Raw genomic sequence first — 14,169 nt, 5'->3', positions numbered from 1 at the left:
CTCGTAACAAGCAGATAACAGTAGATAAGCGTATTTTTAATCGACACTAAATACTAAAGAGTACTTAGTTCCCTCTCCCTCATTGGTCTCAACAGTAAGATCTGCTTTTAACTGCTTTGCAAACTTCTTAATAAGACTTATCCCCAAAGAATTCTTTTTGATTTCATTGAGTTCATCAGGTAACCCAACACCGTTATCACGAATCACAAAGTTAACTTTCCCATCTTTTATTACGCTCTCTAACCAAATACAACCCTTGTCTTTTCCATCAAAAGCATGTTTATAGGCATTAATCAAAGTTTCGTTAATAAAAAGACCTAACGGAATAGAATAAGCCATGTCTAAATTTGTATCTTCAATATCCGTCTTTAACTCTACATTAGTAGCACCACCTCCAAAAGATTGATGCGTAAGCTTACCTACCCGTTCTACATATGATTTCATGCTTATATTAGACAGTGATTCATTTTCATACAAAACTTCATGAGCCATTGCCATGGATTTTATCCGAGACCGTACAGTCCTAAAATTAGCTAGCGTAGCTTGGTCTCCTGATTTAATTTGCTGTAACTCTAACAGGGCACTTACTAGTGCCATATTATTTTTAACACGATGATGGATTTCACGTAATAAAAGCTCCTTCTCTTCCAGTGAGACTTTTAGCTTCTCCTGGCTTTCGTTTAATTCCTCTGTCCTTACTTTAACTTCTCTGGTCAGCCGTCTGTTCCAACCGCTTATTAACTTAAAAGCCCCATAACCGGTTAGCACAATAATACCTATAGAGATCCAAGATATAATTTCAAAAGACTCCAATGCATTTACAACATCAATAACTGTTGCTGACTTTTGACTTTCCATCACCTCTTGAACCCGCATCTCTCCTAGAAATTTACCCGAAAAAATAAAAAGTGAGAGTGCTCCTGTTATAGAAGCAACAGCACCAATGATCCACTTCAAAGACACACCTTGATCTTCAGTAAACTCAAACCACTTTCTTTTTAACCGCTCTACAGCAGGTGTTCCTATCCATAAAAGTGGTCCAATAATCAACAAAGCCTGCAAGAAGGATCCGCTCCACCAGCCTTTCCAAATTACAAGCGTATCAAAAGCAGAAAGACGGTGAGAAAAACTCCATATAAATGCACCTAGGGAGCTTCCTATGGAGCCAATGAATGAGATAGAGATAAAAAACACCATACTTTTGAACGATCTCAGATCATGGGATATTCCAAAAGCACGGTAAGCTGTAGCACATATTGCTAAACCAAATACAAATGCGATTCCAAAAATTAGAGCCCAACCCCAAGCCATGCCCGAGTAAAAAGCAATAATAAATGAACAAAGAAAAATTGGAATAAAGCCCCATTCAAATCCAAACCAGAAAAAAAGAAGCATTCCCAGTATTAAGGCTGGGTTGAAAAGAAAAAACTGCACGATTTTATTTCTACTCCCTTCAAGCAACAACCATTCCTCTGGCAACAGAAAAACTGTAGCAGCAAGAGTAGCAATTACAGCTAAAATCCAACCACTTAAGATTCCCCATAAGCGTCCATCAGACAAAGAGTAATTAGATAAAAGTAGTTCAAATGTAACCGGTTGCCAATAATATCCCCTTTGTGCTTCTTGATCACTCATATATTTATTTCTACCTACCTAAAATTCTGATAACAGCCAACTCTATTACTAAAGGTATTGAACTCTCAATATATTAAAAAAAATTAATATTGCTATAGCTTCATATCTCAGAACACACTCAGAAACGATTCCTTCTTTATTTCTTCTAATAACAACCAAAAATACTTACAGTTTCATATTTGCATGTAACCTTAAATACAAATAATAGTACTACACCTCTTATATATCCATAAATAAAAAACAGATTCCAGTGGAAGCGAAACAGTTCTTATTACTTTTTCTATTATTACCAATAAGTGTCACAATAAAAGCACAACATACTATTTCGGGAACCGTAAGTGATGCAAAAACCGGTGAAACCCTACCTTCCACTAATATTCTTATTGAGGGCACTTATAAAGGTACTATCACCAATACTGATGGTAATTACTCATTATCAATTCCGGACTCGTTACTTCCCGCAACAGTTATTGTACGTTATCTCGGATATCAATCAGTTCGAAGAAAAATCACTAGCCAATCGAAAAAACAGCAAGACTTCACGCTAAAACCCGCCATAACGAATATGCAAGAGATCGTTGTAACTGATGAAGATCCCGGCATTCGAATTATGCGAGAGGTGATAAAACGTAAGAAACAGTGGCGCAGAAAACTTAATACCTATGAAGCAGACGCTTACACACGACAAAAAATATCTAACGACACAAGCATAGTATCCATCACCGAATCTGTTTCTGAAGTTTTCTGGGATAAAGAACAGGGGCATCGCGAAGTACTAAAGTCAAAAAGGCAAACGGCCAACATTGAAGCAGCTGATAATTTTGCCGGGGTTAGCTATCTGCCCAATTTTTACGACGATAACATTAAAATTTCAGGATTTAAACTCGTCGGTGTTACCCATCCGGATGCACTCAACTATTACAATTTTGAGCTTATTGACCAAACCTCTTTGGATAACCAAACAGTTTTTGAAATCAAGGTAACTCCCAAACGAAAACTACAACCTCTTTTTAAAGGTATGGTTTATGTCATTGATAAAGAATATGCCTTAGCTGAAGTAGATCTTACTCCCAATGATGTTGTAAGCTTTCCCTTCCCGGTAAAATCATTCAACCTCGCCTATGAACAACAGTTTAACAATTTTGGTAAAGATTTCTGGCTTCCGGTAGATGTACGTATTGGAGGAAAAATTAAAATATCAATGGTAGGTCTGGACTTTCCATTAATTCAATTTAACCAACTATCGCGTATTACAAACTATAAAGTAAATACCAGCCTACCTGATTCACTTTATAAAAAAGAGGATCTATTTAGTGTTGACAGCACTACCGTATCTTCCGACTCTCTCATCTACAAACAAGTTGATACAGTTCCATTATCTGCGGAGGAAGAAGAAGCCTATGTTACCGTTGACAGTACTGCTACCCTGGAAGAGGCTTTTAAACCGACTGGTTTTCTAGCACAGTTTATGGAAGAGGATGAGAACTCAAATACAGGTCCCTTTTCTTTTTTAGGTGAAGTGCCTGGTAATATTTCACCAGATGCTCGATATAACCGTGTGGATGAACTCTTTGCCGGCTTAAAATACAATATTAAGTTAACAGATAGGCTACGGTTAGATGCTAAGGGGGGATACAGTACAGGTTACAAAAAATGGAGCTACGGGGGAGGTCTTAACTTAAATTGGCTTCAAAAAGAAAAAGTATCCGCTTTTGTTGGTGCACACTATAATGCAGAAACCACCCCCCGTAACAAATCCCGGATTTACAGTCCTTTTTATTCTAGTATTCCAAACCTTATGGGCTACAAAGGCTATTTTGACTATTTCCGATCTGAAGGATTTAGAATATTTTCTTCTCTCAAGCTACCAAAAGATAACCTTTCGATTACTGCGGGCTTTAATAGTAAAAAACATCATTCACTAATTACTACTACTGCCTATGATATAACCGGACGTTCAGATAACTATCGTGCTAATCCACCTATCAACGAGGGCAGAATACAAAGCATTGATATCACAGCAGGATATAATCTGGATAACGCGTATAACTTTGGAACAACCGCACAAAATTTTATCCTTTTTCAAATTGAGCACGCATCGGATAGTTTTGGCAGCGACTTTAACTTTAGTCGGTACAATACGCAAATGGGTTGGTCGTTTCCCACATTTTACCAACGCAGGTTTATGCCTAACACCTTGGATATCAACATCCAAGCCGGTACTTACAGCGGAAATCTTCCTACACAAAAACTGGGTGCTATTGATGTCGCATTATCTAATACCAGCCCATTTGGAGTAATGCGTGCCAGCCGTGGGCGCCCATTTGAGGGGAAACAATATTTGGCATTAAATATCGAACATAACTTTCGTACTATTCCATTTGAAGCACTGGGACTGCGTCCACTAGTAGAACGTAATATAGGACTGATTGCTTTTGGGGGAGTCGCTCGCACCTGGCCTGAATGGAACAGTCTCAAATCTCCCTTAGCAGGGTTTCAACCACAGGGAACAGAAGGCACCTATTGGGAAGCCGGTGCATCTATTAACGGGCTATTTGGTGTATTTCGTGTTGACTTTGCTGCACGACTTGACGAACCGGCCTTTTTAGTAAACATTGGTGTGGCGCGCATATTTTAAAATGCAGCAAATTTTATAGAATAATGGCTCTAAGTTTTTGATATTTTTTCATATACTTAGACTCATTTTAAATAAGTATCCAACAGATTCGAAAAAAATGAATACCAATACTTCAGGCGTCTATAAAATCACCACTGTATTAGGTCTTTTCCTGTGCACCCTACTATTAGTTTACTGTTCTTCTCCCAACAAAGAGAATGCTGCCCCTCAAAAACAGGGCATTGAAAAAGCAAAAAAAGACACTCCCGAATTGGCAGATGCGATGGGACAGCTACAGCTTTATACGCATAAATATGCCCTGGCTGTAGATGCCAAAAATCATGAATTAGCTACTTTTTATTTTCATGAAGTTCGGGCAGCCGCTGATGGTATTACAAAAAACATACCGGGATATGAAGGATATGATATTTCACGATTTATGAAGCTTTTCCTAGAGCCTACCATAGAACCAGTAGAAACCGCTCTTGCAAATAAAAAATGGGATGAAGTGAGAGCAAAAACGATTGAGATGGTTAACTCATGTAATTCTTGCCACAATGCTACGAGTCATGGCTTTGTACGAATTACTCCGGGTTTTGATAACAATCCATATAGCCAAGACTTTTCAGTTCCTGAATAGAAACATTCCATACTGAAATTTTGTACAAAGGCTCGATACATATGCTATCGGGCCTCTATTTTTTAAGATATTCTCTTCCTTTTGCAAAGATTCCTATGCTAACAGCAAAAAGTGCCGATCCCAGGATCGACCAAATAATTGGAAACATCTCTCCATTAATTTCTACCGGTATTATGTAGGTCAATCCCATCTTGGCAGCAAGCCACTTGCCGATTAATGCCCCAATAAAACCAACTACCGTTGAAATGAGACATCCGCCTAAAGAATAACCTGCAATACTTTGCCCAATAGCGCCACAAATAGCAGCAATAATAAGTAGTAATATAAAATCCATGCCCCTTAGGTTTAATTTTCACCTTCCAGAATCACAGCAGACTCAAGCGGCTTTACTACAACAGCATCACCGGGTTCAAAAAGCACTCGATTATCGGTGTGGACCAAATACTTTTTACCTTTGAGCAAAACATGATAGGTAATATCGTGACCTTTAAAATCTCTTCCTATTACCGTACCTATATTTTCAGGCTTTTGATCTGTCGCTTCTTCCAACGTTAAATGCTCAGGGCGAATAGAACAGAGTACCCGCCCACAGGCATCACAGTCTAAATGCATGGGTCCCAGTGTGGTAGCAACTTCTTGGCTTCCATTTGCTTCAGCATGGAAAAGATTAGTTCGTCCTAAAAACTGTGCAACAAACTTTGTTTTAGGATTATAATAAACCTCTTCGGGGGTCCCAATTTGTTCAATCTTCCCGTCATTCATAACAGCAATCCTATCAGCAAATGAGAGTGCTTCTTCCTGATCATGGGTGACTAGCAAGGCACTCATGCCAGCTTTTTTAAGAATACTACGAACTTCTTTACGCATAGAATCACGTAACATAGCATCAAGGTTTGAAAATGGCTCATCCAATAGAACCAATTTGGGCTTAGGCGCAATAGCACGCGCCAATGCTACTCGTTGTTGCTGTCCTCCAGAAAGCTCACTGGGATTACGATCTTTATAGTCACCCATTCCGGTTCTACAAAGCACCTCTTCGGCATATACCTCGCGCTTATGCTTTGGTATATCTGTTAAGCCAAAAGCAACATTATCTATTACCGATAAATGTGGAAACAGGGCATAATCTTGAAAAACAAATCCAATACCTCTGTCTTGGGGAGCTATATGTTGTTTGGGAGATTCCAACAAATGACCATCAACCTTTACCACCCCTTCATCAGCCCGCTCAAAACCAGCAATTAAACGCAAACATGTTGTTTTACCGCACCCACTGGGACCTAAAAGGGCAAATATCTCATCCTCTTTCACTTCAAAGTCAAGAGAATCTACCACGGGCCCACTTTCACCAAAGGCCTTACTTAAATTTTCTACTGTTAATAAATCTTTCATCATGTTTTTAACTCTTTCGAGAATAACAACCCTACAAAGAGGGATGAAAATAATAAAATTGTTAGTGCAAAGGGAGCTGCCTCTGCAAACATAGCCTCCCCTGTATACGACCATACGTTAAGGGCAAGTGTATCAAACCCTATTGGAGATAAAAGAAACGTTATCGACAACTCTTTCATTGCAGATAAGAAAACCAAAGCTGCGGATGCAATAATTCCACCGCGTAATAGTGGTAAAGTAACCTTAAAAAATGACTTAACCGAAGAGTATCCCAGCGATTGTGCTGCTTCTTCATATTGCGGAGGTGCTTGGTATAAAGCACTACGTACCGGCCCAATTGCCTCGGCCAAAAAGTGCAAGGAATAGGCAAAAACAAGTAAAAATAACGATTGATATAAAACTGTAGATACCTGAAGTGAAAAGAACACAAAAGCCAAAGCAAACGCTAGAGGTGGTGTAGCATATCCTAAGTATGCAACTCGCTCTATAGGATTACTTAATTTTGTTTTGTATCGCACCCCAATATAAGCTAAAGGCAGGGCCATTAACGTTGTTAAAACAGCTGCCGGTGCAGAAGCTTTTACTGAATTTAAGAATGCATGGTACAGGTCACTTGCTACTGAGGTAAAAGCAGACTGGGTTAACCAATGCATAATAGAGGATACCGGTAGAAATACAGATATCACAAATAGTACAACAACAAAAATATAAGCGGGGTATTTCCAGGGGCCTAACCTTAAATAGGTTTTTGTTTTGGCCGCCCCCCTTCCCAAACGATAATATATCGCTTTCTTAAGTAGTTTATATTCCAAAACCAACGCTGCCGTAGTCAACCCTAACAACATCAGTGCCAGCCATGCTGCATATATGCGATCAAAAGCTGCAATGTATTGCAAGTACAAAGCATAACTAAATGTCTCAAAACGCATCAGTGAAACAGTACCAAAATCTCCGATAACATGTAAACTAATAAGCAATGCCCCAGCTAAGAAAGCGGGTTTAAGTTGTGGTAAAATAATTTTGATAAAGGTAGATTTCGCATCGTGCCCCAACGATCGAGATACTTCCTCGATCGACTGATCGAGACCAAGCAGAGCAGTACGCAAATTCAAATACAGGTACGGGAAGGTACAAAGCGTCAATACTACCAATGATCCCGCAAACCCACTAATTCGAGGAAAGTTCCAGCCAACCCAAGCGTTAACACTACCATTAAACCCTCCCAGCCCCAAAACAGCATATGCCATAACATAACCGGGAATAGCCAGAGGTAGAACTCCCAATAACGTAATTAACCTTCGAGCTTTTACTTTGCATCGTACTGAAAGGTATGCAAGCGGTAGAGCGATCATCGCATCCAGTACTAATACCCCTACTGTCAATAATAAAGTATTCCCGAGCAGACGTAGATTCCGCATCCGGAATACCACATTATTTAACATCTCGGGTGAAGCCCCAAATGCACGAATCAATAAGTATACCAGTGGTAATAGTACGCCTATTGCAATGAGTACTGCAAATAGCAGTAAATACCAAGGAGGAGATTTTTTATGTAGTTTTGTGCCTATGATATTGTGTTCTGATGCTCTGAGAAGAGAGAAATTTAGATCAAATCTAAATAGAAAAGAGGTCGATAGCAACTCCGTCAATAAGAATTTACACCCTATTCTTCCCCTTAATTTATCGATATAATTCTAAAGATAGTTTTTTGGTTTATAAACTTTTGCACCGTAACTTTTTTTAGTAAAATAAGCGTGGGCACGAAAAATTCTTATTCATTAAATCACTTACTCATGAAACGAATAGTAATTTTCTTGGTAACCTCCTCCATAGCTATCGGTTTACTTAATGCATGTGGACCTAGCGAAGAAGAAAAACAACGTCGTGAACAAGCTCGTCAAGATTCACTTGAACAAGTTAGACAACAACGACTGGCTGAACAGCGACAAGATAGTATTGAACAAGCACGTCAAGACAGTATAGCAGCTGCAAAAAAAAGAGAGCGCGAACGTAATCGTATTGAATTTGACAGCGAAGGTGCTTTTTCAGTTCAGGTTGAGGCGTGGAGATCAAAAGACAAGGCACAATCACAAATCCAAAAATGGAAAGACCGAGGCTATGAAAATGCCTATGTCGTGAAATATGGTAAAGAAGAAACCGGAAACATTTGGTTTAGAGTTCGACTGGGACATCTGGCTACAAAAGAGATGGCTCAAAAACTACAGGATAAACTTCAGCGAAATCATAGTGAACAGTCTTGGATTTCAATGACCCAAGACCAATCTGATACCGAGGAATAACAACTCGTTATATTTTTATTTGTAAGCACCAGAGATCTATTCTCTTGGTGCTTTTTTTATATTAACTGCTCATAACCATATAGCTACATGGATGGTCAGATATCAGAAATTCCAGACACCCTATCTAAGCTTGATGGCTTTTTAAAAAATCACGAGTCGGCTTATGATTTAAAACCAGGGACAGAGGCACAAATCATTTGGGCAAATCCTTCCAAAGTTCAACAAACCGAATATGCCATTGTATACCTACATGGCTTTCGAGCTTCACATCCGGAAGGAGATCCAGTTCACAAAGCAATAGCCCAAAAAACAGGCTGTAACTTGTATTTAAGCAGGTTGGCCGAACACGGAATAAAAAGCGAGCATCCTCTTATCAATCTTACTGAAGAATCACTACTACAATCAGCGAAATTTTCCTTTGAAATTGGTAAGCGTATCGGGAAAAAAATTATCCTCATGGGAACCTCTACCGGGGGAAGCCTGGCCCTTTACTTGGCCTCACAAGAGATGCTCAAAAAACGTATTTCTTCTCTCATTTTATATTCTCCTTTAATTCAATTCTTTGGAATTAAACAACAGTTGTTAACCAATACTTCAGTACGAAAATTTCTTGCCCTGATACCCGGGAAAAAACATTTAATAACTAACTCGAACTCAACCTATGCCGAAGATCGAATCTGGAATAAAAAATATGCGTTAGGGGGTGCTTTAAGTCTTGGAGCCTTTGTACAACACAATATGCAAAAAAAGCTATTTAAAAGGATAGATCACCCTGTTTTTGTTGGCTATTATTTTAAAAATAAGAACGAACAGGATACTGTGGTTTCTGTTAAAGCCATTAAAAAAATGATCAAACACCTTGATTCTCGCACAGAATTGACCCGCACAGTTAACTTCCCAGATGCTAAAAGCCACGTAATTTGCAGCTCATTACTATCGAAATCAGTTGGAGATGTTATCGATGACACTTATCAATTTCTCAAAGACGTTGGGACTCATAGGCCTACAGAAACAAACTAACTCCCTCTAAGTTTAATGTTAAAACAAACAACATTTAACAGAAACATTTGTATTAAAACTGTTAATTAGTGTATATTTAAGTGCGCTCAAGTAGCGTCTCTCTTGATGAATAGTCAGGGCCTCACAACTGATACTTGTGAGGCCTTATTTTTTTTGAATCCTTTCTATTTTTTTTTCGTACTCCTATTTCTGCAACACGCATTTGCATGAGCATTACCCAAGCTTTGTATATGGAATAACAGATAAATTTCGAGACCAGCTGTTTTTTGCGTACCATGTTTAGAAATTTTTTTATGTTTACAGGTTCGTTCCATCAAGGAATAGTTTTCTAATATCAAATCCGCAGAAATGAAAAATTTTAAGATTAACCACAGAGAAGTTCGCGATTACGACGTACTCGAACTTAGTGGCGAGCTGGATGCTCATACAGCTTCACAACTTGAAAACTCGCTTAAAAAGCTGATTGATAATAAAAAGCATCACATCATCGTAAATTGCGAAGATTTAGATTATATAGCCAGTGCAGGCCTTGGAGTATTTATGGCTTATATAGAGGACGTCCGTAGTCTAGGGGGAGATATCAAACTCACAAACATGAACCCCAAAGTTTATAATGTATTTGACCTACTCGGCTTTCCCACTCTCTACGATATTTTAGAATCAGAAGCAGATGCCATTGGTAAGTTCGAAAACAACGAACAGAAATAGGAAGTACTTTGTCAAAATCATCTACATATAGTATTACTGTAAAAGCATCGACCGAGCATTTGTCCGAGGTACGCGCCTTTGTTGCTGAGCATGCCTCGGAATTTGGTTTTGCTCCTCAAGATGTTGATGATATACGTCTAGCTGTTGATGAAGCTTATACCAATATTATTAAACATGCCTATAAAAATGATCAGGAAAAATCTGTAGATATAGAGCTTGGATACAATAGTCAAAAATTTTGGGTTTCACTTCTGGATACCGGAGATGCCTTTGATCCCAGTGCTTACTCAAAGCCGGATGTTCGGCAAAAAATTAAGGAAAAGAAGCGCGGTGGAGTAGGCGTTTATCTTATTAGAAAACTGATGGATGATGTTGAATATGAGACTAAGGGATCGGTAAATGAAATTCGGATGACCAAAAAAAGGTAACTGTTTTGAGTAGCTCTTCTTTTCAAAATGATGATCGCCAATCGCGATTTGAAATAAAAACCCTGCTTGAGACCTCACGCATGCTTATAGAGTCTCAGGACATGGATTTTGTCCTTAATAATCTGTTGCTGATTACGATGGGAAAATTGATGGTAAGCAAGGGAATGATCCTTATCTATCAGCCAGCCACCAATAACTACAAAGTTTCCAAATCTAAAGGCAAAGGATGCCCCAAAGAAGGTAAGACGCTCTCATTCGACTGGGACCATAATATTAAAGAGCAGTCTGTTATTCGTTGCGGGGTAAGCGATTTTGAAATGCCGGAAATAATCGAAGGTGATAAACATTGCACCCTTTTTAACCTACAGACCAGTAATAATCATATTGGGTTTCTTTGTCTGGGCTCTAAAGGAAACAAAAAAGAACTGAGTGAGCACGAAATTGAGTTTATTGAGAGCTTATCCATTATTTCATCGGTGGCTATTGCAAACTCGCGCATGTTTACAGAACTACGTCGCATAAATCGTATGCTTGACCGCAAGGTATATGAGCTAAATACCCTGTTCGATCTCAGCAAGGATTTTAACATCATGGTGGACCGGGATGAGATCGTCCGGATTTTTAAATTTGCGATGCTGGGTCAGATGTTAATTCGAAAATTTTTCTTCGTTCTTGAAAATGAAAGCGAACGGAAAATGGTAGCCAGAAGTGGCATCGAAGGAGAATTATCAGCAAAAGAAATTGACAAACTTTTTGCCTTAGAAGATGATTTAGTTGAGGTTGACCAAAAGTTGGCACAAAGAATTCCCTTTTTAAAAACCAATGAAATTAAGGCAGTTATTGGCCTTCAGTTTCAAAGCGAACAGATCGCCCTTGTAGGGGTAGGGGCACGTGCCAATGAAGAAGAATACTCCAGCTCTGACTATAATTTTTTACGCTCTTTAGGAAACCTGGCCGTACTTTCCATCCAAAAAACCTTCTTGCTTGAAGAACGGATAGAAAAAGAACGGATTGAAGAAGAACTCAACATTGCGAAAAGTATTCAACAGGGCCTGCTACCAGACCCTATTCCAAACACTGATAAGCTTGATATCGCGGCGAAAAACATTTCTTCATATCAAGTTGGAGGAGATTATTTTGACATCCTGAAAGTACCCTCTGATGAACTTCTGTTTGCTATTGGAGACGTCACAGGAAAGGGAATTCCTGCAGCATTATTGATGGCAAACTTACAGGCCATGTTGCATGTTCTGCTTCCGATCGATATCTCTCTTAGCAAAGCCTCAGCTCAGATTAATGATATTATTCACCAAAATACACCCAGTAATAAATTTATCACTTTCTTTTGGGGCATCTTCAACCCTGACAGCCTAATGTTTCGCTTTGTTAATGCTGGTCATAACCCTCCAGTATGGCTCAAAAAAGGAAAGCAGAAACCGGAAGAGCTGCAAGAAGGAGGCCTAATATTGGGAGCAATGCCTACCATGACTCCCTATGAAGAACAAACAATTCAACTATCACAAGACGATATTCTTGTTTTTTATACCGATGGCGTAACGGAAGCAATGAATGAAGATGAAACAGAAGAGTTTGGCGAACAGCGGTTACTCAATTGTATTAAAGAAAACCGATCAAAGTCTGCAACTGATATTCAAAAAAGTATTATTGAAAAAGTACAAGCCTTCTCGCATGATGTTCAATATGACGATATTACCCTGATCATACTGAAAGTTAATTAAAGATCCCTAATACCCCGGGCCCTCTATTATTTTCTTCCTCATTACTCAGGGTCAAAATAGTCTGATATATGTTATATCGATTCTTAATCTCTTCTACATAGCGAACTGTTTCAATACCCCGGCAAAAGCCATACCGGGCATCTTTATAATACTTACGTTGCATCAGTTTTAGCAAAGCATCAGACACATTTTTCCACTCATTCGGATCTTTATTTTGATCAATAGCTAATCGTCGGGCATCTGCCACATGTCCCTGCCCTGCATTATATGCTGCAAGGGCAAACGACCATTTGTCTGTACTGTCCATATAGGAATAGTGATTTAAATGCTCATTTATAATGCGCACCCCTTCTCGCAAGTTTATCTCTTCGTCGTAGAGTAATTCTTCTGAGGGGGTCTGTGAGTAGCGTGGCAATACCTGCATTAACCCAACAGCACCGGCCCAACTTTTTGCATTGGGATTAAACTTCGTTTCTTGCGCTATAATAGAAGCTACCAATAACCAATCAACACCGGCCGAATCTGCAACATTTTTAATAAGGTCATCATAAGGGGAAATTACCCCCCCACCCAACATACTGGACTCCGGATTATAGTAATCGGCAATTTGTGGCCCCTCTTTGAAGTAACGCTTCCGCAAGATATTTAAAAAGGTAGAACGTTTAGGCGACTCATTGGGTCCACCAAAACGAAAGTGATCATATAAAAACCTATTGAGTTCTGTTTTAAGACTCGGTGCATTTTCCCGAATAGCCCAAGCGATTGTATCATTTTTTGCCATAACAGGTCCTTGTTGAATGCCCTGCATATATTTATTAGATGCCTGAAATATATTATCATCAGCTACAGTAGCCAGATATTTTCCATTAGAAATTTCATACAATAATGATTCGGTATCTTTTTTATTCGATACCACGTTAATGGATAGATCCAGGCCCTTTGATTTAAGTTCTTGTAATCGATAATAGTATGAACTGTTACGGCGAACAGTAATAGGAATTCCCTGCTCAACAACCTCCTCAACCGAGCTGGGTGGTTCACCTACTTTATCAGAAAATACCAATAACTGATTCACTAAATTATAGGGCCGTGTAAAGTCTACATACTTTTTTCTTTCTGGGGTTCGTGTATAGTTAGCTGCAATAATATCCCCCTTCCCGCTGTTTAAAAGGTCATAGGGATTTTCATCCGGTCCTATAACAACCACTTCTAAGGCAAGATCATGCTGATCGGCAAATTTATCAACAAGCTCATATTCAAATCCCCATTCAAGCCCTTGGTGCAAAAAATAGGTATTGGAACTGTACCGGGTAATCATGCGCAACACACCATTCTCTTTGATCTGTCCATAGTCACGCTTTATGGGCTCTACTACACTTACATTGAGCCCTTGTTGGTCTGTATCGTCACCTAAAGGAACGTCCTCAGAAAAAGAACAACTACTGAGAAGAAGACTTACCGCAAGTGTTCCGGCCAAGTATAGTCTTGATGGAACATTTATAAGTTTTCGCATAGTGCACAGTTTGGTTATCGATCGATGAACCTACATGCAAAAAAGAAATTACCAAGTACATTACTATTTCAGCCCCAAGATACCCAAAAAATCACTGGAAATCGTCTAATTGTATTTTTTTTAATATTTAGACACTTATTTATTTCTGTGATATATAACATTTACCTGAATGAAGTC

Annotated in this window: 12 protein-coding genes; 7 read left to right on the top strand and 5 right to left on the bottom strand. The window is 39.0% G+C overall.

Annotation, left to right across the window (positions count from 1 at the left end; genetic code table 11):
* Positions 1-36: 36 nt before the first annotated feature.
* Complete coding sequence (locus FCN14_RS10820) at positions 37-1,635, bottom strand: histidine kinase dimerization/phosphoacceptor domain -containing protein (protein ID WP_138431306.1); 1,599 nt, start codon at positions 1,633-1,635, stop codon at positions 37-39.
* A gap of 250 nt (positions 1,636-1,885) precedes the next feature.
* Here FCN14_RS10820 and FCN14_RS10815 point away from each other — a divergent pair, with 250 nt between their 5' ends.
* Both FCN14_RS10815 and FCN14_RS10810 read left to right on the top strand, forming a co-directional pair.
* A complete protein-coding gene (locus tag FCN14_RS10815; protein WP_171032894.1) occupies positions 1,886-4,273 on the top strand; it encodes a DUF5686 and carboxypeptidase-like regulatory domain-containing protein in 2,388 nt (795 codons plus the stop codon).
* A gap of 97 nt (positions 4,274-4,370) precedes the next feature.
* The gene (locus tag FCN14_RS10810; protein ID WP_138431304.1) at positions 4,371-4,892 is read left to right on the top strand and encodes a hypothetical protein; all 522 of its coding nucleotides are present in this window, start codon (positions 4,371-4,373) and stop codon (positions 4,890-4,892) included.
* 55 nt (positions 4,893-4,947) lie between these two features.
* Here FCN14_RS10810 and FCN14_RS10805 read toward each other — a convergent pair whose 3' ends face one another.
* The 3 genes from FCN14_RS10805 to FCN14_RS10795 are packed head-to-tail and all read right to left on the bottom strand — an operon-like array spanning position 4,948 to position 7,933.
* Complete coding sequence (locus tag FCN14_RS10805; RefSeq protein ID WP_138431303.1) at positions 4,948-5,226, bottom strand: GlsB/YeaQ/YmgE family stress response membrane protein; 279 nt, start codon at positions 5,224-5,226, stop codon at positions 4,948-4,950.
* Positions 5,227-5,237: 11 nt separating this feature from the next.
* Positions 5,238-6,287, bottom strand: a complete 1,050-nt coding sequence (locus tag FCN14_RS10800; protein WP_138431302.1) for an ABC transporter ATP-binding protein — start codon at positions 6,285-6,287, stop codon at positions 5,238-5,240.
* On the bottom strand, positions 6,284-7,933 hold the full coding sequence (locus tag FCN14_RS10795) for an ABC transporter permease (protein WP_212747625.1): 1,650 nt from the start codon (positions 7,931-7,933) through the stop codon (positions 6,284-6,286). Before FCN14_RS10795 ends, FCN14_RS10800 begins: the two co-directional genes overlap by 4 nt.
* A gap of 144 nt (positions 7,934-8,077) precedes the next feature.
* On the opposite strand from FCN14_RS10795, the gene FCN14_RS10790 reads away from it, so the two are divergent.
* From FCN14_RS10790 to FCN14_RS10770, 5 genes are all read left to right on the top strand, one after another.
* Positions 8,078-8,584 carry an SPOR domain-containing protein gene (locus FCN14_RS10790; protein ID WP_138431301.1) on the top strand — a complete coding sequence of 169 codons (507 nt, stop codon included), beginning with the start codon at positions 8,078-8,080 and terminating at the stop codon, positions 8,582-8,584.
* An 87-nt stretch (positions 8,585-8,671) separates the two neighbouring features.
* Entirely contained in the window at positions 8,672-9,604 is a 933-nt protein-coding gene (locus FCN14_RS10785; protein ID WP_138431300.1) for an alpha/beta hydrolase, read from the top strand.
* Positions 9,605-9,952: 348 nt separating this feature from the next.
* On the top strand, positions 9,953-10,312 hold the full coding sequence (locus FCN14_RS10780; protein WP_138431299.1) for an STAS domain-containing protein: 360 nt from the start codon (positions 9,953-9,955) through the stop codon (positions 10,310-10,312).
* Positions 10,313-10,320: 8 nt separating this feature from the next.
* The gene (locus tag FCN14_RS10775) at positions 10,321-10,740 is read left to right on the top strand and encodes an ATP-binding protein (protein ID WP_138431298.1); all 420 of its coding nucleotides are present in this window, start codon (positions 10,321-10,323) and stop codon (positions 10,738-10,740) included.
* A gap of 5 nt (positions 10,741-10,745) precedes the next feature.
* Positions 10,746-12,479, top strand: coding sequence for a SpoIIE family protein phosphatase (locus FCN14_RS10770; protein ID WP_246043151.1), 1,734 nt, complete (start codon positions 10,746-10,748; stop codon positions 12,477-12,479).
* Here FCN14_RS10770 and FCN14_RS10765 read toward each other — a convergent pair.
* Positions 12,472-13,992 carry an MltF family protein gene (locus FCN14_RS10765; protein WP_138431297.1) on the bottom strand — a complete coding sequence of 507 codons (1,521 nt, stop codon included), beginning with the start codon at positions 13,990-13,992 and terminating at the stop codon, positions 12,472-12,474. The two genes, FCN14_RS10770 and FCN14_RS10765, sit on opposite strands and share 8 nt — an antisense overlap.
* Positions 13,993-14,169 lie beyond the last annotated feature (177 nt).

This window comes from Fodinibius saliphilus, from assembly GCF_005869845.1.
GTDB classification, from domain to species: domain Bacteria; phylum Bacteroidota; class Rhodothermia; order Balneolales; family Balneolaceae; genus Fodinibius; species Fodinibius saliphilus.
Note: the sequence above shows the minus strand (reverse complement) of the source record. Positions and strands in the feature narration are given on the sequence as shown.